General features: G+C 60.8%; 18 protein-coding genes. 10 read left to right on the forward strand and 8 right to left on the reverse strand.

Annotation, left to right across the window (positions count from 1 at the left end; genetic code table 11):
* Positions 1 to 34 precede the first annotated feature (34 nt).
* The 4 genes from NKJ13_RS19535 (at position 35) to NKJ13_RS19550 (ending at position 4,318) form a co-directional block, all read left to right on the forward strand.
* The gene (locus NKJ13_RS19535) at positions 35 to 1,126 is read left to right on the forward strand and encodes an ABC transporter ATP-binding protein (RefSeq protein ID WP_352737325.1); all 1,092 of its coding nucleotides are present in this window, start codon (positions 35 to 37) and stop codon (positions 1,124 to 1,126) included.
* A gap of 1 nt (position 1,127) precedes the next feature.
* Positions 1,128 to 2,063 (forward strand): carbohydrate ABC transporter permease, encoded by a 936-nt coding sequence (locus NKJ13_RS19540; protein ID WP_352737326.1) that lies wholly within the window; start codon positions 1,128 to 1,130, stop codon positions 2,061 to 2,063.
* Complete coding sequence (locus NKJ13_RS19545) at positions 2,060 to 2,905, forward strand: carbohydrate ABC transporter permease (protein ID WP_352475707.1); 846 nt, start codon at positions 2,060 to 2,062, stop codon at positions 2,903 to 2,905. Before NKJ13_RS19540 ends, NKJ13_RS19545 begins: the two co-directional genes overlap by 4 nt.
* A 93-nt stretch (positions 2,906 to 2,998) precedes the next feature.
* Positions 2,999 to 4,318, forward strand: coding sequence for an ABC transporter substrate-binding protein (locus tag NKJ13_RS19550; RefSeq protein WP_352737327.1), 1,320 nt, complete (start codon positions 2,999 to 3,001; stop codon positions 4,316 to 4,318).
* Between the two features lie 183 nt (positions 4,319 to 4,501).
* Here NKJ13_RS19550 and minE read toward each other — a convergent pair whose 3' ends face one another.
* From minE to minC, 3 genes are read right to left on the reverse strand one after another with little or no spacing between them, the layout of a single operon-like run.
* A complete protein-coding gene (minE, locus tag NKJ13_RS19555; RefSeq protein ID WP_023677151.1) occupies positions 4,502 to 4,774 on the reverse strand; it encodes a cell division topological specificity factor MinE in 273 nt (90 codons plus the stop codon).
* Complete coding sequence (gene minD / locus NKJ13_RS19560; RefSeq protein WP_254819515.1) at positions 4,771 to 5,586, reverse strand: septum site-determining protein MinD; 816 nt, start codon at positions 5,584 to 5,586, stop codon at positions 4,771 to 4,773. The genes minE and minD overlap by 4 nt, the downstream gene beginning before the upstream one ends.
* Positions 5,587 to 5,605: 19 nt before the next feature.
* Positions 5,606 to 6,325 (reverse strand): septum site-determining protein MinC, encoded by a 720-nt coding sequence (gene minC, locus NKJ13_RS19565; RefSeq protein ID WP_352737328.1) that lies wholly within the window; start codon positions 6,323 to 6,325, stop codon positions 5,606 to 5,608.
* A 239-nt stretch (positions 6,326 to 6,564) separates the two neighbouring features.
* Between minC and NKJ13_RS19570 the strand changes: the two genes are divergently transcribed.
* Positions 6,565 to 7,425 carry an alpha/beta hydrolase gene (locus NKJ13_RS19570; protein ID WP_352507211.1) on the forward strand — a complete coding sequence of 287 codons (861 nt, stop codon included), beginning with the start codon at positions 6,565 to 6,567 and terminating at the stop codon, positions 7,423 to 7,425.
* A 93-nt stretch (positions 7,426 to 7,518) separates the two neighbouring features.
* On the opposite strand, the gene NKJ13_RS19575 is transcribed toward NKJ13_RS19570, so the two are convergent.
* On the reverse strand, positions 7,519 to 8,625 hold the full coding sequence (locus NKJ13_RS19575) for a glycosyltransferase (protein ID WP_352507210.1): 1,107 nt from the start codon (positions 8,623 to 8,625) through the stop codon (positions 7,519 to 7,521).
* A gap of 8 nt (positions 8,626 to 8,633) precedes the next feature.
* Positions 8,634 to 10,184, reverse strand: coding sequence for a GumC family protein (locus NKJ13_RS19580; RefSeq protein WP_352507209.1), 1,551 nt, complete (start codon positions 10,182 to 10,184; stop codon positions 8,634 to 8,636).
* Between the two features lie 166 nt (positions 10,185 to 10,350).
* On the opposite strand from NKJ13_RS19580, the gene NKJ13_RS19585 reads away from it, so the two are divergent.
* Positions 10,351 to 11,628 carry a VpsF family polysaccharide biosynthesis protein gene (locus tag NKJ13_RS19585; protein WP_254819510.1) on the forward strand — a complete coding sequence of 426 codons (1,278 nt, stop codon included), beginning with the start codon at positions 10,351 to 10,353 and terminating at the stop codon, positions 11,626 to 11,628.
* Positions 11,629 to 11,647: 19 nt separating this feature from the next.
* On the opposite strand, the gene NKJ13_RS19590 is transcribed toward NKJ13_RS19585, so the two are convergent.
* Positions 11,648 to 12,769, reverse strand: coding sequence for a glucosamine inositolphosphorylceramide transferase family protein (locus NKJ13_RS19590; protein WP_352507207.1), 1,122 nt, complete (start codon positions 12,767 to 12,769; stop codon positions 11,648 to 11,650).
* Positions 12,770 to 13,291: 522 nt separating this feature from the next.
* Here NKJ13_RS19590 and wecB point away from each other — a divergent pair.
* From wecB to NKJ13_RS19605, 3 genes are read left to right on the forward strand one after another with little or no spacing between them, the layout of a single operon-like run.
* Positions 13,292 to 14,446 (forward strand): non-hydrolyzing UDP-N-acetylglucosamine 2-epimerase, encoded by a 1,155-nt coding sequence (wecB, locus tag NKJ13_RS19595; protein ID WP_352507206.1) that lies wholly within the window; start codon positions 13,292 to 13,294, stop codon positions 14,444 to 14,446.
* Positions 14,439 to 15,770 (forward strand): UDP-N-acetyl-D-mannosamine dehydrogenase, encoded by a 1,332-nt coding sequence (wecC, locus tag NKJ13_RS19600; RefSeq protein WP_352507205.1) that lies wholly within the window; start codon positions 14,439 to 14,441, stop codon positions 15,768 to 15,770. The genes wecB and wecC overlap by 8 nt, the downstream gene beginning before the upstream one ends.
* Complete coding sequence (locus tag NKJ13_RS19605; protein WP_352507204.1) at positions 15,767 to 16,570, forward strand: WecB/TagA/CpsF family glycosyltransferase; 804 nt, start codon at positions 15,767 to 15,769, stop codon at positions 16,568 to 16,570. The genes wecC and NKJ13_RS19605 overlap by 4 nt, the downstream gene beginning before the upstream one ends.
* 43 nt (positions 16,571 to 16,613) lie before the next feature.
* Here NKJ13_RS19605 and NKJ13_RS19610 read toward each other — a convergent pair whose 3' ends face one another.
* Complete coding sequence (locus tag NKJ13_RS19610) at positions 16,614 to 18,053, reverse strand: lipopolysaccharide biosynthesis protein (protein ID WP_352507203.1); 1,440 nt, start codon at positions 18,051 to 18,053, stop codon at positions 16,614 to 16,616.
* Between the two features lie 169 nt (positions 18,054 to 18,222).
* On the opposite strand from NKJ13_RS19610, the gene NKJ13_RS19615 reads away from it, so the two are divergent.
* Entirely contained in the window at positions 18,223 to 19,341 is a 1,119-nt protein-coding gene (locus tag NKJ13_RS19615; RefSeq protein ID WP_352507202.1) for a glycosyltransferase family 4 protein, read from the forward strand.
* On the opposite strand, the gene asnB is transcribed toward NKJ13_RS19615, so the two are convergent.
* Positions 19,315 to 21,240, reverse strand: coding sequence for an asparagine synthase (glutamine-hydrolyzing) (gene asnB / locus NKJ13_RS19620; RefSeq protein WP_352507201.1), 1,926 nt, complete (start codon positions 21,238 to 21,240; stop codon positions 19,315 to 19,317). The genes NKJ13_RS19615 and asnB overlap by 27 nt on opposite strands.
* Positions 21,241 to 21,255: the final 15 nt, after the last annotated feature.

Raw genomic sequence — 21,255 nt, forward strand, 5'->3', positions numbered from 1 at the left:
CGAGAAAGCGCAAACGCTGAGGAGGAGCGTCGACGTGACGGCCGATATCGAGATCAGGAACGTGAGCAAGCAGTTCGGTGCCATGACGGTGCTGGATCATCTGTCGCTCTCCATAAGGGCACGCGAATTCATCGTGTTCCTGGGGCCGTCCGGCTGCGGAAAATCGACGCTTCTTCGGATGATCGCCGGTCTTGAAGCTGTCGATAGCGGCGAGATTGCCATCAACAACGAGCGCATCGATCATCTGCCGCCGGGCAAGCGCGGCATTGCGATGGTGTTCCAGTCCTATGCGCTTTATCCGCATATGACGGTGCGCGACAACATGGCCTTCGGCCTTGCGAATATCGGCGTACCAGGCAAGGTCATCGAGGCGCGCATCAACGAAGCCGCCCGCATCCTCGAAATGGCGCATCTGCTCGATCGCAAGCCGGGCCAGCTCTCCGGCGGTCAGCGGCAGCGCGTCGCGATCGGCCGTGCGATCGTCAAGGAGCCGAAGGCCTTCCTGTTCGACGAGCCGCTCTCCAATCTCGATGCGGCGCTGCGCACCCGAACCCGCATCGAGCTTGCCCAGCTTCACCAGCGGCTGCAATCGACGATGATCTTCGTCACCCACGACCAGGTCGAGGCAATGACGCTGGCCGACCGCATTGTCGTCATGAACAATCGCAAGATCGACCAGATCGGTACCCCTATGGAGATCTACGAACGCCCGGCGACCAAATTCGTCGCGGGTTTCGTCGGTGCGCCGGCGATGAACTTCGTCGATGCGATACTCGACAGATCGGGCAAGAACGCCACGGCCAGATTTGCGGACGGCATCTCGGTGCAGACCGAGATCGCCTCCAGCCAATTGACCGACGGCAACTACACTTTCGGCATCCGTTCGGAAGACGTGCGCATCGTTGCCGCCGGACAGGGCAATGCCGACGGCGTCGTCGATGTGCTCGAGCGGCTCGGCGAACGCACCCTGATCTACGCGCGGCTGGGCGATGGCCAGCAGATCGTCGGCTCCGATGCCGGCAACAGCCGCGTCGCCGTCGGCGACAGAATCGGGCTCGCCTTCGACGGCCAGAAATCGCATCTGTTCAACGAGACCGGCCGCGCCTGGCATGCGAGGGAGGCCTGAGATGGTTGACCGGCTGGCGACGTCCCCGACCGCGACGCTTGCTGTCGGCGTCAGAGCCCCTACCGCCGACATCTATGCGCCGCAATGGCGAAACTTCATTTTCGTTGCGCCATTCTTGTTCTTCTTCACCACGCTGCTGCTCTTCCCGCTGCTCTGGGGGATGTGGCTGAGTTTCCACAAGGCCGACACGTTTTCGTCCGGAAATTTTGTCGGTCTCGGCAATTACGCCAGGCTGTATCACGACAAGGTCTTCCTGCAATCGATCTGGAACACCTTCTACTTCGTGCTTCTGACGGTGCCGACGCTGGCGCTGATCGGGCTTTTCCTGGCGCTTTGCCTCAACCGCCGCACGCGCACTGCCGCGGTTTTGCGGACGCTGTTCTTTTCCTCGTCGGTGCTGTCGGTCACCATCGTCACGCTGATCTGGCGCATCGTCTTCATTCCGAATGTCGGCCTGTTGTCGACGATCTACGGATGGTTCGGCGCAACCGCACCGGCCTTCATTTCCGATCCCAGCCTTGCGATGATCGGCATTGCCATTGCCACCATCTGGTGGTGCATCGGCCTGCCGATGATGCTCTTTCTCTCGGCGCTCCAGCAGATTCCACAGGATATTTACGAGGCGGCAGCGCTGGACAATGCCAACCGCTGGCAGACGCTACGCTCGATCACGCTGCCGTCGATCAAGCGGACCTTCATCCTGGTGATCATCATCCAGATCGTGCTGCAATTCCAGCTGTTCGGCCAGGCCTGGCTGATGACGCGCGGCGGTCCGAACAACCTGACCAAGCCGATCGTGCTCTACATCTACGATACCGCATTCCGTCGCTGGGATCTCGGCCTGGGCGCCGCGGCATCGGAAATCCTGTTCATCCTCATCCTGGTCGCGGCCATGGCCCAGTACCTGGTGACACGCAGCAGGGGAGACCAGGCATGAGCGCCACAGCTTCCATCAAGGGCCGGGCATTTGGCGACCATTTGTTATTGGCCCTGGTCATCCTGCTTTCGATCGTCATGATCGCGCCGGTTCTGTGGGTCATCGGCCTGTCGCTCAAGGACAATACGGAGCTGATGGCCGATCCGAATTCGGTGTTTCACGCGCCCTATACGCTGAAGAACTACATCAACACCGTCGGCACCTCGTCGGTATTTATCTGGGTGCGCAACAGCATCATCGTCTCGGGCGGGTTGACGCTCGGCACGTTGATCCTGTCGTCGCTCGCCGGCTACGGCTTTGCGCGGCTGAATTTCCCCGGCCGAGATGTGCTGTTCGTGATCGTGCTGTTCGGCCTGGCGGTTCCGGAACAGGCGGTGCTTGTCGCCCGCCACCAGATCTTCAGCATGCTGAAGTTCCACAACACCTATCAAGGGCTCATTCTGCCGGGCCTTTCGGCTCCGTTCGGCGTCTTCCTGATGACCCAGTATTTCAAGGCCATCCCGAAGGAGCTGGACGAAGCCGCCATGCTCGATAACGCCAGCCGGCTCAGGATTTTCTGGAAGGTGCTTCTGCCGCTCACGCTGCCTGCGCAGGCGACGCTCGGCATCTTCACCTTTCTCGGCGCGTGGAACGACTACTTCTGGCCGCTGATTTCGGCGACGAGGAAGGACATGTTCACGCTGACGGTCGGCATGGCCTCGACCCAGACCAATTTCGCCCAGTCCGAAGGCATCGGCTTCCTGATGGCGCAGGCGGTGTTCGCCGGTGCCCCGATCCTGATCGTCTACCTGTTCTTCCAGAAATACATCGTCACGGCGGTCTCCGGCGCTGCGGTGAGATAACGAAGCTAGCCTGCCGGCCGGGGAATGCGCAGCGATTGAAGCACGAAAGCCAATCCAGGGTGGAGCGGCGGAAACTCAGTAGGAGGAACTGATATGAAACTGAAGAAAATACTGTTTGCCGCAGTCTCTGCGGGCGCAATGCTGCTCGCAGCTCCAAGCTTCGCGGCCACGGAACTGAGCGTGCAGCGCTTTTTCGGCGCCTGCGATGCCGATTTTGGCACCAACACCGATGCCACCAAGGCCGTTGGCGAATGCGGCATCATTACCTCGCTGATCAACAAGTTCAACGCCGACAATCCCGATGTCCACGTCAACGTCACCACCGTGGAATGGCCCGGCTATGATCAGCTGACCGCCCAGTTCGCTTCAGGCGACGCTCCGGACATCGTCACGATCCATGAATCCGTACTGTCGGATTATCAGTCGAAGGGCCTGTTGATGCCGCTCGACGATCTCTTGAAGTCGGTCGGCGTGACACCCGACGCTTTCACCGACGCGGCACGCAATGGCGCCACCAAAGACGGCAAGATTTATGGCCTGCCGATCGACAGCTGGACGATGCTCTATCACGTCAACATGGATCTTTTCAAACAAGCCGGCCTCGTCAATGCCGACGGCACGCCGATTTTTCCAAAGTCGCCCGAGGAACTGCTCGCCCAGGCCGAACAGTTCAAGCAGAAGACGGGCAAGCCTTATTTCGTCCAGAACCTGGCCAATGAGACTGCACTCTACACACGCAACCTCTACACCTATCTTTTCCAGCAGGATTCCGATTTCTTTGCCGATCCGAAGCATGTGAAATTGAATACGCCGGAAGCCAAGAAGGTCGTCGAGATGTACAAGGCGATCCTCGAGAAGGGCTACACCACCAAGGATCTCGACTATGGCGGCTCGATCAACGCCTTCCTTGCCGGCGAGGGTGGCGTCCATCTCAACGGTACGTGGGTGGTCGGCGATTACAACGCCCAGTCCGAGACCAAGGGGACGGCCCTCAACAAGGGCGGATATGCGGTCTATCCGTATCCGCAGCTGTTTGGCGGCGCCCATGCGCAATATGCCGACGGCCACACCTGGGCCGTTTCGCAGAAAGACCGCACGCCTGAACAGATCGCGGCTATCGGTAAATTCCTGAAGTTCTTCGCCGACAACGACTTCGAATGGTCGCGCACCGGCCACTTGCCGGCCTACAAGGCCGTCATCACTTCGGACGCCTTCAAGGCACTGCCGCATCGCAACACGATCTCTGCGGTCGCTGATCTCGGCAAGCCGCTGCCGTCCGCCGTACAGCGTCAGTTTGCGATCCAGGACATTATTGGCGAAGAGATGAGTGCAGCAATCAGTGGCCAGAAGGACGTCGACACCGCCCTTGCCGACATGGAAAGCCGCGTCAACGAATTGCTCGCCAACATTTGACCACGGGTTTCGAAAGGCCCTCCCAAGGCCCCCCGCGGCTGGAAACGGCCGCGGGGTTTTGGTGAGGGAATGGTTACTGTCCTAGACTTGCGAGAACTTGCCGGTGGCGACCGGCTCAAGCACACCAACCACGGCGCCGCAATTTCGGCAGCAGCCGACGCAAGCCCTGACTGGAGGGTTTCGTTAGAACGCCGCGGCCATGGGCATTGCGACTTTGTTGGGGATCTGGATGTCGATCTCCAATCTCGACGTCGTTTCGCCGTGATCCATGCTTACCTGCAGGAAATCCTGGTCGACCTGAACATGCCGGGCGATCACCGCCATGATCTCCTCGCGCAACACGGAGACGAGATCGGGCTGGTTGCGGCTTCGACGCTCGTAAGCCAACAGCAGTTGCAAGCGCTCGCGCGCCACGGGCGCGCTGCCGCGGCGCTTGAAGATATCGAGCAGGTTCATGCTGCCCTCCTTCCCAACAGCCGGTCGAGGAGGCCCCTCCGTTCGAAAGGCAGAATGACCGGCAGGTCCTCGCCCTCGAGTCTTCTTGCCGCGTCGATATAGGCGCGTGCGGCGGGGTTGGTGTTTTCGCTGAGGGTAACCGGCGCGCCCACATTGGATGCGCGCAGCACGTCCTGGCTCTCGGGAATTATTCCCAGCAGAGGCGTGGACAGGATCTCGAGAACGTCATCAATGCTGAGCATCTCGCCGCGGGCAGCGCGGGCAGCGTCGTAGCGCGTGACGAGGACGTGTTTGGCAATCGATTCACCTTGCTCTGCTTTCATCGTCCTGGAGTCGAGCAGGCCGATGATGCGATCGGAATCGCGGACCGAGCTCACTTCCGGGTTGGTAACGATTACCGCCTCGTCGGCAAAGCGCATGGCAAGTTGCGCGCCCCGCTCTATGCCGGCCGGGCTGTCGCAGAAGACGTAGTCGAAAACCGATCGGAGCTTGTCGATGACGTCGGCGACGCCTTCCTCGGTGAGAGCATCCTTGTCGCGCGTTTGCGAGGCCGGCAGCAGGAACAGCGTTTCGAGCCGCTTGTCACGGATCAGCGCCTGCGAGAGCTTGGCGGTTCCCTGAATGACGTTGACGATATCGAAAACAACGCGCCGCTCGGCGCCCATGATCAGATCGAGGTTGCGCAGGCCGACATCGAAGTCGACGAGGGCCACCCGCTTGCCGGTTTTCGCGACCGCGGCGCCGAGAGCGGCCGTCGAGGTCGTCTTGCCGACACCCCCTTTGCCGGATGTGACAACCACTACCTTGCCCATATTTGTGCCTCCAATGTTGTTAGTTGAGCGGTGCGACGCAAAGTGCGCCGTCCTCGAGAAAGGCCTGTACCGGCCTTCCTCGCGAGGAGGCGTCCATCTCCTCGGCGGTGCGGTACCAGCCGTCTACCGCCAGAAGTTCGGCTTCATTTTTCCGGCAAAAGATGCGAGCTGCGGAATTTCCCGTGGCGCCGGCGAAGGCACGTCCACGCAACGTGCCGTAGACGTGGATCGATCCTCCGGCGATGATCTCGGATCCGGAACTGACGGAGCCGACAATGACCACGTCGCCATCGGGGTGAAAGATCGACTGGCCGGAGCGGATCGGTGCCTTGATCATCAATGAGTTCGGCGCCTGCGGCTCTTCCGTCTTGGCCTCAGCGGCGGCCTTCGGGTTCGGCTGCGCGTAAAGCGTATCAGCGGTGGCCTCCTTGGTGCCAACGAGGAGCGGCGGCAGATCGGCATCAAGAGCAACATTGCCATTGGCCTCGATCGCGTAAATGCGAATCCCGCGCTCCGCGAGTTGTGAGAGCAGATCCCGCATCTCGCCCACCTCGGGCTTGAACATAGTCAGATCGAGCACAACCGGGCGGCCGGCAAAGAAGCCGGGAGAGTTTTCGGTCCAGTGATCGAGGCTTTGCAGCCATTCCCCTAGCGGGGCCTCAGGGGTGAGGGTGAAGGCTACAAACGAGCGCGCTCGAAAGCGTATGGACTTGTTTTGGATGGGAGCGACGCAGGTCACAGAGGCGAGTCCTTACTGATTGGTTAAGGCTAGCCCGGCATGGTTAACGAAAAGTTAATGGCGGCTTCTCGAGGCCTTGGCGGAGGCATTCTTTTTGCCTCCGATCGTCCCGCCGGCGCCCTGCTTCCGGTGCACGACGAGGTCCTCCTCGCGGCTGCCTGGAGGCGCATCCAGTTCACGAGGTCGGCCGACCGGTATAAGATTGCCGTGAACGCCGGGCTTATTAAGGAGTTATCGGTTTGACAAGCGTTGCCAGGGGGTCTGTCGCAGATCGCGGTCGCGTTACCTATGACCTTGGCGCGACCGCCATCTTTGCTTCCAAATCAGACCCGCGCTTTCACTATTGCCTGTATGTGCCTCCCGCGGTTGGAGAAGGGGCCAAAGTCGACCTGATGGTTGCTGTCCATGGCACCGGCCGCACCTCTTTTCTTGGATTCCGCGACGCGTTTTCCGAGTTCGGACGCTGGAACGGCTGCGCCGTGTTGTGTCCGCTGTTTCCGATCGGCGTTCTCGGGGACGATGCCCGCAGCGGGTACAAATATATGCTCGAGGGCAACATACGCTACGATCAGGTGCTGCTCGCCATGATTGAGGAGGTCAGCGCCAAATACAGTCAGGATTGGAGCCGCTTTGCCATGTTCGGATTTTCCGGCGGCGGGCATTTCACGCATCGTTTTGCTATCCTGCATCCCGACAGGCTCTGGGCGGCCTCAATCGGCGCGCCAGGCTCGGTGACCTTACTCGATCCGACGCATGACTGGTGGGTGGGCATTCGCGATCTGCCGGAGAAGTTCGGCATCACCGTCGATGCCGCAGCGCTGGCAAAAGTGCCTTTCCAGATGATCATCGGCGACGCTGACCTGGAGACTTGGGAAATCACTCATGTCCAAGGCAGCACCCATTGGATGCCAGGCGCCAACGATGCCGGGCGAACACGGCCGGAACGCCTCAGGGCATTGTGTCGATCGTTCGAGGAGGCGGGTGCGCGCGTGCGTTTCGATTTGCTGCCAGGCGTATCTCATGAACGGGACGCGGTTCTCGATTCCGTCAAGGACTTCCTCGCCCAGCAACTCAAGGAACGACGGGACGCCTCACCATGAATCGTTGCGCTTCAGCTTGTGAAGAGATTACGGCAATCAAAACCCGACCGCGTCGATCGCATCCAACAGCGATCTGCTGGCCGTGCGCGACAACTAGAGCAACGCTTCGTAGCGATCGCCGATCTTGTCGACTGTGAAATCCAGCGCCCTGTTTCTCAGCACGGCAGCAGGGATGGGGTGATCCAGCATTTCGGCCATCGCCTTTGCCAGGGCTGCGGCATCACCGACCGGTACCAAGGTGCCGAAGCGACCGTCACCGAGTATTTCGCGCGGGCCATGCGGAGCATCGGTAGAAATTACGGGGACACCTGCAGCCATGGCCTCGACCAACACGTTGCCAAAGCCTTCGCTCGTGGATGTAAGGACGAACAGATCGGCTGCGGCATAGCAAGCTGCGGGGTCGTTGACGTAGCCGGCAAAGAGCACGTGCGCGCCGATGCCGGTCTCTTCGGCATAGGCGTGCAATTCGGCAGCCAGCGGACCTTCGCCGAAGATGACAAGCCGGGCAGGGCGGCCGGCGCGCAGGGCAGCGAAGGCCCGCAGCAAAGTCCGGTGGTCCTTGACCGGCACCAGGCGTCCGGCGGTGGCGATGACCGGGCCATCGCCCATCGCCGCCAATGCTGCCTGCCAGGCATAAGAATTCCCCTGCGGTGCTTCAGCCGGCGGCAGCGGGTTGTTAATGACGACGACCTTGGATTCGGGAAAGCCGCGGGCGATGATGTCACGGCCGACACCCGCTGAAACGGCGATGGCTTTGGTTGCACGCGCTGCAACCAGCGCGGAAAGCCAGATCGCCAGCCTCGCGCCGAGGCCGCTGGCAGGCAGCGAGGCGGCGGCATGGAAACTTGGAAAGAATTTTGCCCGGCTTCTGGCCAACATGAGTGACAGCGCCATCACCAGATTGGCGAATTCCGGGGCGCTATAGACCGCATCAGGATCAAGGCGGCGGAACAAATTTGCGCTTCGCACGATGCCTTTCAGCGTCGCCGACTTGGCGTAACCCTCGCCGCGCAAGAGAAGGCCGAAGTCGACCAGATGCACGGCAGCGGAACGCAGCGCGGCGTTAGGGCCTTCCGCGTTCCAGGTAAAAAGCGTGACCTCGTGGCCACGCGACGCCAGTTCATTTGCCATCAGGACGAAAACACGTTCGGCGCCGCCGCCCCTCAGGCTGGCGATGTGGAAAACGATGCGCTTCGCCATGCCTTGCTTCAGGCTCGGCTGGCGGCAAGGCCTGATCGGTTCGGCGGCCGGCGCATGTCGCGGATGATGCCCATGCCGATGGCCAGCAGCATGCCCAGGGCAAAGCCTGCGAACGCTCCTGCGCCTGCCACCAGGGCAGTGCGCGGGGGCCATGAGCGCGCTGGCGGGGGCACCGCGGTCGAAATCACCTGTACGTTTGTGGTGTCGATCTGCTCGCGCTCGCTGATTTGGCGCGCACGTGACAGGAAGCTCTCATAGACCGCTCTCTTCGAGGCGGCATCGCGTTCAAGTTCACGCAGGGCGACTTCGGATTCGCTGTCGGTGAATACATTGCTCTTCAGATCGTTCATCCTCGCGTTGAGAGAAGCCAACGAGGCCTTGGCCTTGTCCAGGCTGGCCTTTGCCGTGCCGATGGTGCGGGAGAACTCGGCCCGGAGTTGCGAGTTGACGGTCTCGAGTTCCGTCCTGAGCCTGACAATCGTCGGGTGGCGCGGACCGAAGGTCATCGACTGTGAATCGATCTGCTGCCGCAGGCTGTTTGACCTGTCGCGCAGCGCCGCGAGCGCTTCCGAAACCGTGGGGTCGGGATTGGCCCCGTTGATACCGGAGGCAACCAGGGCGTCGTAGCTTGCCTGCGCGGCGATGACACGCGATTGCGCATCGACGATTTCGCCATTGAGCTGCGTCAGCGTCTGCGAACTGACGAGCTGCCCATTGCTGGACGACAGGTTGTGGCTGCGCCTGTAGCTCTCGACCTTCTCTTCGGCTGCCTGCACGTCGCTCTTGAGTTGGCCAAGCCGGCTGTCAAGGGCAGCCGCGGCACGGCTGGCGCCGGCAGCTTCCGCCTTAGCCAGTTCTTCCTGGAAGTTTTTGACTATGGCCTGCGAGATCAGGATCGCCTTGGCGGTGGTTTCCGCAGATACCGAGAGGGTTGTGACAAACGAGGTCGGATCCGCGATGGCGTCTACCCGGTCCGCCAGGTTCTTCAAGGCGATGAGCCTCGGGTCGGGCTTCGCCACAGCGCCGGACGAGGATGTGCTCCGGTCCGGATCGAAGAATTCCGGATCGTGAGTCAGATTCAGTTCGTCCACCACACGGGAAAGCACGTTGCCCGAGGTCAGGATACGCTGCTTGCTGCGTGTGCTGAGCAGCTGGCTATCGACCTGGCCCGGTTGCGAGTAGAGGTCGTTTTCCACAACCTGCAAATTGGAAGGGTTGATGAGGACCTCCGTCGTGACGGTGTAACGCTGCTTGCTCAGCAATGCATAGGCGCCGCCGACAATGCCGCCGATTACCGCCAGCATGAACGCCAGGGCGAGGCCGGCCCGCAGCCAGACGAACAGGCGTCGAAAATCGAGCTCGAGAAAATCGCCGATCTTGTCCAGGGTCACCGTGGCGACAGGCTCCGGAGGTTGCGGCGTCACCGGTGCGGAGCTTAGCGCCGCGACTGGGCCATGCTGTTGCAGCAATGCCCTGCGCCGTGCATTGGCAATACGCTCGAATGCACTGTTATTGGAAGCCGTCGCGGAGATAGGGGGTGTGCCGGAACCGGCAGGCATGGTGACAACCCTTGTTAAATCATTACGCTTGGCCTGCTCTACAGAAACATCGTTAACATCTTATTTTCCAAGTTGGCCCATTTTGCCGTTCACACGGTCCGCTTGGCGGACGCTGAAGGGATTCGTTGCCCAGAATGCCGTTCGAATATCGCCATTTGGATGGGCCATGAGCTATCCCGCTGCCACTTCGGAACGAGTGTTGTCCAGTCGAGCGCGCCGTCAGAACGCGCTGTCGCTGCTGTTTTTCCTATGTGCAGCGTTCGCGCTCCTGCTTCGCTTTACGGTGTCGCCGCAAGTGATGAACATGGTCGTCGACTATACGGCCCAGGGAGGCTCGTTCTACGAAAAGCTGCATTTCGGCACCTATGCGATCATCCTACTGCTTCCTATCGTTCTTTTCAGCCGGCCGTTTTTGCTGCACGGCGATGAAATTGGAATATTCAAGGCGTTGATCCGCTATTCGGTGCTGATGTTCGCGCTGGTGCCTTATTTGTTCGTTACCGGCCGTGCGGGCTCCTCCGGCTTCATCATCGATACCTATCTGGTGGCCGGCGCCACAGGCCTGCTGATGCTGGCATTGAATGCAGAGGTGCGGCGGGCGTTGGGAGACGTCGTGCTTGGAATGGCGGTCCTGAGCGCTGTCATCGGCACCATCGAGGCGGTGACTCAACATCGGTTGTTGCCCTATGGCTTGAACGAACTGCAATTCAGGCCAACTGGCCTGTCGGCTCATCCGCTGGCACTGGGCGCGCTCTGCGCCACGACCATCGGATTTGTGCCGCTGACGCACTGGCGCATTTGGGCGCGGGTGATGGCGATCTTGCTGTTATTCATCGGTTGCGCTGCGTCAGGCGCTCGCGCTGCGCTGATGCTCGCGACGGCGGAAATCCTCATTCTGCTGCTGTTCGTGCCCTGGCCGGGCCTATCGCTCAAATACGAGCGGCAGGCCAAATTTGTCGTACTGATGTTCACCGTCGCCGGTGGTGCGGTGCTCGTAGCTGTACTGTTTGCGGGCGGTCTGCTGAATCGGTTCAGCAACACCATCTTCGACGAAAACTTCATGGCCCGGGTGACCATTTACCAGGTGTTCGGACTAGTCAGCTGGAACGACATCCTGTTCGGCATGAACGTTGACGACCTGCTGGCGATCGTCAGGCAGAAGCTGCATCTGCCCTACATCGAAAGCGCGCCTGTGGTAATCATCTTGCTCTTCGGCCTGCCCATAGCCCTGCTGTTTACAGCGCTGATATTCTGGTTTGTCTTCCGGCTGCTGCGAGGGGCGCCGCTGCCGGCATGGATCGGCACCATAACGTTCTTGCTTGCTGCGCTGTCGAACAACGCGCTTTCGTCAAAAACGCCGGACATGACGATCATCGTGGTGTTGCTGCTTGCCTACAGGGACCAGTCTTCGGTCGCGGCATTGAAGCCGGCTGGATCTCGTTAAGCACGGGCCTCAAATCCGGTCAGCCGGCGCTGTCCACGACCTCGACACGTCCCGCGCGGTTGAGCGTGTGAATGCCCGCGCGGGCCCATGCCGGCCCCGGATCGATTGGGCGGGGCAGTTCGAAACGGATATCGAAATCATCAAGCCGATCCAGTCGCATTAACCCCAGGCCGCCACCATAGGCTCTTGAGCCGTTTTGCACCGGCAGCAGCAGCGAGCCCTCCTGGCGGATAAAGGCGCCGCCCGGCCGAGTGGCGGAGTGGTCGACCGCGACGGGATTGAGCGCGTGCGCAGCCCACGGCCCACGCAGCGCCGGGGCGGAATAGACCGCCATCGTGTCAGACGCGCTACCGTGACCGAACCGCTCAGTCCCCAACAGCCAGAAGCGGCCGTCGGATTCGAGCAGCGTGGCGTCGTTGAAATCCCTGTTCGTCATCAGCACCGTATCGCGTACCCAGCGATCCGGAAACTGCACGGCACGGTAGAGCACCAGTTCGCGCGCCGTAGCGCTTTCCGGGATCATGAAAATCTCGCCGGAGCGAGCGAACACCTGCGGATATGACAGGTGGTGTGCTTCCTCCAGCACCACCTTCGGCACGCCGAAAGTGCCGTCGGTGTCGAGTTCGGCTACCGAAATCACGCCGCGGCCCGTGGCATAGGGAAATTCCTCGACAAACAGAAAATGGCGGCCGTCGCGCTCGAGAACGAACGGATCGGCGTAGAAGCGCTGCCCGTCATCGGCAAGCACGGTGAACGGCTTACCGTCGAGTCGTCCGGTCTCGGCGACGCCTGGACCGTCGATCAGCCGGTAAGCAACCTGCCAATAGAAGGGGCGCCGACCACGTCGCAGTTTTTGCACCGCGCGGTCGACCATTCCCCTGCCGAAAAAGGGCAGATAGTGCCTGATAAATCCGCCTTTCTGCAGGGGCGGCGCCGGGCTCTCAATAATCGGCGCAAGTTTGCCCGCGGAAAAGCGGGCGACACATTGGGCGATCAGGGAGATGGCGCCGGCGAGCAGGTCGTTGCTGGTCCGGGAGAGCCATAGCCGATCGCTGATCATCGGCCGCGCCCTGGCGACGGCAACGCCGTCGAGGCGCGCGGTGAGTTCGGGCAACCGCCCGCTCGCCAGCATCTCGGTCATGCCCGCGGCAAAGCTGCTGTGGCCGCAAAATTCGAGCGTCAGGACAGGCGTGCCCCGTCGGGCGGCGATAGCGGTAAGATCGACTACAAGATCGACTGGGCCGGTATCGCCGGATCGCAACGGCTCGGAACGGCTTGCCAATGAGGGGCCGAAGCGCCGGCCCTCGAGCGCCAGCACATTATCCATTCCGCGCGCATTGGGTTCAGGCGTCGGCGCGCGGCTACTCGAAACCGCATGTCCAGCCGCACTCAACCGCGCCAGAAGCTCATTTTCCCAGCGCCGGGATGCGTCGGCGTGGCCGATGATTAAAATATTAGTCAATCCAATATATTCTTTTTCAAGACTACTACCGTAGACTACTTGTCAGCCCAACCTTTCACAAGAGTTAAGCCGGGAGAACGCGGCCTTGGTTGTTAATCATATATTAAGAATTGAGATCACGAAGGCGCTTCTCGACGCTATTATAGCTCGTGCGGGCAATAGTCGGCATGTCCCGAAGGCTGCAGGCGACCAGGATCAGCGATGAACGTCCTTTCACGTCCAAAACTGCCATCGAGGCAGAAACTGCTGATCGTGTTCGGCACGAGGCCGGAGGCACTCAAATGCTTTCCAGTGGCGCGCGCCGCCCTTGCTCATCCAGGCTTCATCACCGAAATATGCATAACCGCCCAGCATCGCGAAATGGTCGACCAGGTTGTCGAGCTGACCGGCCTGCCTGTGCATCACGATCTCAACATCATGCAACCCGGCCAGTCGCTGTTCGACGTGACCTCGCGCGTGCTCCTTGGCATGGCCGAGGTGCTGGACAAGGCCAAGCCCGATATCGTCATGGTGCAGGGCGACACCACCACGGCGATGGCCGCGGCTCTGGCTGCCTTCTACAAGCGTATCCCGGTCGCTCATGTCGAAGCAGGATTGCGCAGCCACAACGTCAACTCGCCGTTTCCTGAAGAACTGAACCGCAAGATTGCCGGCGACATCGCCACCTGGCATTTTGCGCCGACCGTTCAGGCGCGCGACAACCTCATCGCCGAAGGAAAAGCCGAAAGCACCATCTTTGTGACCGGTAACACGGTGATCGATACACTGTTGCATTTTTCAAGCGCGATCGATGCCGACAGGCTGATGAACGCGAAGCTCGCTGCCCGCTTCCCTTTCCTCGACCCTTCCAAGAAGATGATCCTCGTCACCGGCCATCGCCGCGAGAATTTCGACGGCGGCATCCAGCGCATCTGTACGGCGTTGAAGGGATTGGCGGCGCGCGGAGACGTGCAGATCGTCTACCCTGTCCATCCAAACCCCAATGTGCGCTCAGTGGTCAACGCAGAGCTGGAAGGCGTGCCGAACATCCACCTGGTCGAGCCGCAGGACTATCTGCCGTTCCTGTACCTGCAGAAGCAGAGCTATCTGGTGCTTACCGATAGCGGTGGCGTGCAGGAAGAAGCGCCTTCACTCGGCAAGCCGGTGCTGGTAATGCGCGAAAATACCGAGCGACCCGAGGGGATCGTGGCCGGCACCGCCCGTCTTGTCGGCACCGATGTCGAGAAAATCCTGTTCAACGCCAATCGCCTGCTCGACGATCAGGCTGCCTATCGCGGCATGGCGGAACGACACAACCCATATGGCGATGGCCGGGCCAGTAACCGGATTGTTGAGGAACTGCTGCATCATGGCTGAAATCAAAACCGTTTCCGTAATCGGCATGGGCTATATCGGCCTGCCGACCTGCGCCATTTTCGCCAGCCGCGGGCTCAACGTCATTGGCGTCGATGTCAACGGAGCGGTGGTCGAGAAGGTCAACCGCGGCGAAATCCACATCGTCGAGCCAGACCTTGACGGTCTGATCCAGAAGGTCGTGGCGAACGGCAAGCTCATGGCCTACAGCACGCCGCAGCCGGCGGACGCCTATATCATCGCTGTGCCGACCCCGATGACCCACGACCATAAGCCGGACGTGACCTACGTGCTCGCGGCGGCACGAAGCATCGCCCCAGTGCTGAAGCGGGGAGACCTTGTGGTATTGGAGTCGACATCGCCGGTCGGAACCACGCGGATCATGACCGGGCTGCTTGCCGAATTGCGGCCCGATCTCAAATTTCCTGTCCAGCATGGCGAAGACGCCGATGTGCTGGTCGCCTATTCGCCCGAGCGCGTGCTGCCGGGAAAGGTGCTGACCGAGCTTATCAACAATGATCGCTCGATCGGTGGATTGTCCCGCAAATCGTCGGAACGGACCGCGGCACTCTATTCGACCTTCGTCACCGGCGACCTGTTCATGACAACGGCCGAAAGTGCTGAGCTGGTGAAACTGACGGAGAACGCATTCCGCGACGTCAACATCGCCTTTGCCAACGAGCTTGCCGCAGTGTGTCAGGATCTGTCGCTCAATGTATGGGAAGTGATCGATCTCGCCAATCGGCACCCTCGCGTGAACATCCTCCAGCCGAGCCCGGGCGTTGGCGGTCACTGCATTGCGGTCGATCCATATTTTATCATCGATGCCGCACCCAACAGCACGCGGCTGATGGCTTCGGCACGCCGGATCAATTCCGAGCGGCCCATGTCGGTGGTCAGGGATATCGAGGCCTTGCTCGATCCCTCCCGCAAACAGACGATCGCCTGTCTTGGCCTCAGCTTCAAAGCCAACATCGACGATTTGCGCGAGAGCCCGGCCGTCGAAGTGGTGAAGCTTCTGTCCGATATCCCCAATGTGAAGATCATTGCGGCTGAACCTAACACAAATGCGCTGCCGCACGAGCTCGAGGGCAGGGGCATCGTGTTCACCGATGCACTTTCGGCCATCGACAAATCCGATATCGTCGTCCTCCTGGTCGACCATCGGCAATTCAATCTGGTCGACCCCGAAGCGCTCAAGGACAAGAAGCTCGTCGATACGAGGGGCCTGTGGACGTGGCGCAAGGCGCGCAAGCCGGACGCCCGCATCGAAGGCAAGAAACCAGAGATCGCACAAGTGCCGCTTGCAAGGGAGCAGGCCGCATGAACGCGCACGCCCCGGCATGGGCGCAGCATTCCCTTTTGGCATCACGGCGCCGGGAGTTCCTTGGCGCACCTATCCATGCGCTGACCATGGCAGAGACGCTGGCCATCGCCGAAGAGGCGATGACCCTGCGGCGGCCGCTGCATCATGTGGTGGTGAACGTCGCCAAGCTGGTGACCATGCGCCAGAATGCCGAACTGCGCGACGACGTGGCCGGGGCGGACGTGGTCAATGTCGATGGCATCGGCGTGCTTTGGGGAGCGCGTTTGTGCGGCGTCGCGTTGCCCGAGCGGGTGGCGGGCGTCGACATCATGATCAATCTGCTGAGCCTCTGCGCGATGCGTGGATTCAGGCCGTATCTGCTGGGGGCCGAACAGCACGTTCTCGATGCGGTCGTAGCGAGACTTGCCAATGACCATCCGAGCCTCAGCATAGCGGGAACGCGCAACGGCTATTTCAAGCCGGAGGACGAGGCCGGGATCGTCGCGGCGATCAACGCCTCGGATGCCGACTGCCTGTTGGTGGCCATGCCGACACCGCGGAAGGAACGCTTTCTCAAACGCTACCGCGATGAACTCGCCCCAAGCTTCGTGATGGGCGTGGGCGGCAGTTTCGACGTCTATGGCGGCAAGGTTGCCCGTGCGCCGAGGCTGATACAAGCGGCCGGCCTGGAGTGGCTGTTCCGCGTCGTCCAGGAGCCGCGACGCTTGTGGCGCCGCTACTACGATACCAACACTGCCTATGCCGGGCTGCTCTGCCGGGAGTTCTGGGAGCGTCGCTGGCGCCGAAACGCCGGTTTATAGATTCGCGTTCCCTCACAAACAGGCCTCGGCCCTGGACTTCCCCTTACGCGATCCGCAGCCGCGCCCGCAGCTGGGCGACGAATTGCGTCGCTGCTACAGGATGGAACAACGAGGTCAGCCCGAAGAAGACCGCAGCGCCGGCGGTGCCGCCGGCGACAAGCGAGAAGATCGCCGGCACGTCGCCGGCCACCATGCTGGCAAGCTTGGCGGCCACCCCCGTGCTGAGCGAGATGATTACCGAGACACCGATGTCGCGCCACGGCACCGGCACCGGCGTGAGCCGCTCGCTGATGACAATGCAGGTTATGGAGCCCACTACCGAGCCGCCCGCAAGCGCCAAAGCCGCGCCGATCTCGGCCATCGGGGGGATCAACAGCAGGGACAATGCGATTGTTGCCACCGAGCCGAAGAGGTTGGCGATGATCAGCAGCCACGGCCGCTTGTGCGCGTGCACCACGACGCCATAGACGAAGCTGGTGAGGTTGGCGCACAGCACGCTGAAGGCAATGATTGGAAACAGCAGGCCGAAGCGGCCGTGATATTGCGAGGGCAGCATGAGCTCGGTGATATTGCCGCTGAGCGCGACCAGCATCGCTGCAATAGGCAGGCAAAGCCGCATCATCAAGGCCATCAACTGCGACAGCAACCGACCCGATGCCGCGGGCCCGTCCTCGTCGAAGCGGCTAACCACCTCGGGAAAGGCGCCCATGTTGATGGCGTTGGCGACCATATCGATCGGTTGGCGGGCCAGCGCATAGGCCGCGGCGAAAATCGCCACGGCGCTGGCATCGTAATAGAACTTGAGGAACAGACGCTCCGCGCTGTTGAGCCCGAACCCAACCAGCGCCATGATGATCAGCGGCACACCGAGCGCAAAGAAGTCTCTGTGGGTGAAACGCGGCGGACCGGTAACGACGCGTCGGGATGCCATGATCCCCGCCACGATGCCGGCAATCAAGGCGCCGAGGCTCGAACCGAGCGACACCGTCAGAAAGCTGTCCTGAAAGACAAGGATAGCGCCGATCGGTAACGCGAGTTGCAGCAAGGCACGCAGGGCTTCTAGCATCGAATAGACCGAATGGCGCTGCTGCATCTGCAGCACCGTCAAGGCGAAGCGGCTGATGGACCCAGCGACCAGATAGCCGCAGACCGCGATCGCGAACTCGACCCAGCGTTCAGGCACGATCACCGCCGACGCGCCTACCGATATGACCAGCGCCAGGGCCGTGGTCGCAAGCAACACCTGCCCCGCCAGCATCAGGCTGCCGCGGCTGACCTCGCCCTTGCCGCCAAGCCTGAGCAAGGCGATGCGCAGCCAGTTGGTGACGGCAATGTCGGTCATTTCACCGACGGTCACCACCAGAGTGAGCAGGCCATACTCGGTCTGGTCGATCAAACGCGTCACGACGACCAGCAGGAGCAGCGCCGAAATTCGCGTCAGCAGGATCGCCGGAGCATAAATGAGCGTGGAACGGAGCAGCAAGGGCGTGTCCCTGGAAAACTCACCTTCGACTAGCCGCCGACTGGCGGAAAATCCAGCGCGATGACGGCGAAGGGTGAACAGATTCAGTTTGAACTAAAAGATTTGCCGTAAACCTTATTGGGAACGTTTGCTTTGCAGTTACCCAGTCTGTGTTATTTAGGGTACCATCATGTTGCAGCGCCTCATATCCGATCGAAAAATACATGTCCTGGTCGCGACGCCGTCGGGCGTTTCGGGGCAGGGCGGCATCGACCGCATCATGGGGGCGCTGAAGCAGGAGTTCGAACGGCAAGAAATCGCCGACATCGATGTGTGCTTCCTTGCCAGCCGTGGCCCGGGGCATGTCGGACTTTCGATCTTCTATATGCTCGGCTTTTGCTTACGGATGCTTAAAGCGCGTGTGGCTGGACGTGCCGATGTCATTCACATCAATATCTCAGTTTCCGGCAGCACCTACCGAAAGATGGTGATCGCCGCCTGGGCACGGCTGCTGTCGATACCCTATGTCCTGCATTTGCACGGGGCGCAGTATCAGACATTCTGGAAAGCCGACCGCGGTTTCATAAGCCGCCGTATCAAAGCTTTGTTCGAGCATGCCGATCGGGTGATCGTTTTGGGTCGGCTTTGGCGCGATTTCGTCGCCAGCCGGGCGCCGGGCGCAGCCGGTAATATCGTGATCGTGCCCAATGCGACCGAAGTCCCGCCGCTGGCGCATGTCGGCGGCGGCGACCATGTGCATATCCTGTTCCTGGGCCGCATCGGCGACCGCAAGGGCGTACCGCAATTGCTGGAGGCACTGCACCGCATGAGCCCTGTCAAGAATTGGCGCGCCACGATTGCCGGCGATGGCGAAGTCGAGGCGGCACGGACAAAGTCAGCCGCGCTGCGGATTGCAGACCGGATCGCCTTTCCAGGTTGGGTGGGACCTGACGATGTCGCATCGCTGATTTCTTCGGCCGATATTCTGGTTCTTCCCTCCTTCGCCGAAAATCTGCCGATGTCGGTGATCGAAGGCATGGCAGCCGGTTTGGCGGTGGTGGCGACCCCGGTTGGCGCGGTCGAAGACATAATCACCGACGGGCAATCCGGGCTGCTGGTGCCGCCAGGCGATGTTACAGCGTTGACCGACGCGTTGAGCTGCCTCGTGGAGGACCCGGCACTGAGGGCAAGGCTTGGTGCCGGTGCCATGGCCGTGCATCGGGAACGGCTTGAGCTCGCCCCGTTTGTCGGCGCAATCTGCGACGTCTGGCGGTCGGCCGCGTCAAGCCGTCAACCGGTCAAGGGCTGAGGCCGACGATCGCGGCGGTGCTTCGAGCCTGAATTCGCGGTGGAATATCTCCAAATTCAACAGCGCCCATATCAGCTTTTCGTGGTCGGCGGCACGCGTGGTGTGTTCGGAGACGATTTGATCAAGCTGTTTCGGACTCAGATAGCTGCGAATGACGGAGTGAGGCGAGCAAAGATGGTCATGCACGTAGTTCCTCATCGATCCGCGAAACCATTCGGCGACCGGTACCTTGAACCCGACCTTGCGGCGGCTGAGAATTTCCTCCGGGAGGATATTGGCCATGCTGTCGCGCAGGATCTGCTTGCTATGCAACCAACCCAGCCTGTAGCGATCGGGCAATTTGCTGACGAATGAAACCAGGTCGCGATCGAGGAACGGCATTCTTCCTTCGATTGAACCGGCCATCATCATGTGGTCGCCTCGTTCCAGGAGATTGTCAGGCAGCCACGACGTCTGATCAAAAAACAGCACGCGGCGAAGATGGGAGGCCGCAGCGCTTGACGAGAACGGAAACTCATTGTGCTCATAACGGCGACTTGCGGATGCACCGATCAGGCAAGCGCGCTGCTGCGCGGAAACGGCTCCAAACCAGGAGACCATCCGGGCGGCAAAGTCCCTTTCGCCCGCGGTGCGGGCAAACGTATCGACCTTGGCCGACGCGCCCGGCATCGCGCGTACCACAGGGGAAAGGACGTTATCGTGCAGCGAGGCTGGGACAAGCGACTGGTAGATCCCGGCCAGTGATTCCGCGCGATGCTTGGGATAGCCGCCGAGAATCTCGTCGGCTCCTTCGCCGGTGAGCACCATCTTGACGTCTTGCGAGGCTCGCTCCGACATCAGGTAAATTGGAATATCGCTGCTTTGCGAAACAGGTGCCCCGCGTTGGCGAACCATCGCCGGCAGGTGATCCATCAGATCGCCTGGCTGGATTACAAGTTCGCAATGATCGGTCTTGAAATGATCGGCAACGCGCCGGGCGAATGCAAATTCGCTATAGGCTGCGTCGTCGAACCCGACAGAAAATGTGCGAATGGGCGTGGCGCTGTGCCTGGCCATCAGCGCGACGATAGCCGAGGAGTCGAGCCCTCCGGAGAGAAAGGCCCCAAAAGGTGCATCGCTGCGCATCCTGATCTCGACGGAATGGTCGAGCAGTTCCAGAAATCGCCGCTTGGCGGTTTTTCCGTCGATCCGCTCGGTCAGGGCCGCCTGGTCCGGAGGCGTATAGTAGCGCGTTTCCTTGACTACCCCTTGCGACCAGACAGCATAGCTTCCGGGATTGAGCTTGCGGATCTGTTTGAAAAGCGTGCGCGGTCCGGGCACATAACGCCAGTTCAGATACTCGTGCACGGCATCCAGATCCAGTTCCTGAGCATCTTGCTGCGATGACAGCAATGCGTTGATCTCCGAGGCAAACAGCAGCAATTTTTCGCTTTGCATGAGGTAAAGCGGCTTTTCCCCGAAGGGATCCCGGGCGAGGATCAATTCCTGCCTCTGAGCATCCCAGAGTGCAAAGGCGAACATGCCGCTCAGCCGGTCGAACATTGACAAGCGCCACTGATCGTAGGCTCGGAGCAGCACCTCGGTATCGGAGCGCGTTCGAAATTGATGGCCAAGGCCGATCAGTTCCTGGCGCAACTCGATGTAGTTATATATCTCTCCGTTGAAAATTATTTTGAGACGGCCGTCCTCAATCTGCATCGGCTGATTTGACTCAGGCGCCAAGTCAATGATCGCCAGGCGGCGATGGACCAATGCCAATTGTTGCTCGCCGGTATTCAGGTCCAATATCTCGGTGCCTTCGGCATCGGGACCGCGATGCCGCAATGCGTTTGACATTCTGGCGGCCCGCTCTTGTGGATTTTTAGCCCTTCGACCGATCCATCCGGCAATTCCACACATTGTTCCCCCTAGGCG

The organism is Mesorhizobium sp. M0174, assembly GCF_040322275.1.
Taxonomy (GTDB): domain Bacteria; phylum Pseudomonadota; class Alphaproteobacteria; order Rhizobiales; family Rhizobiaceae; genus Mesorhizobium.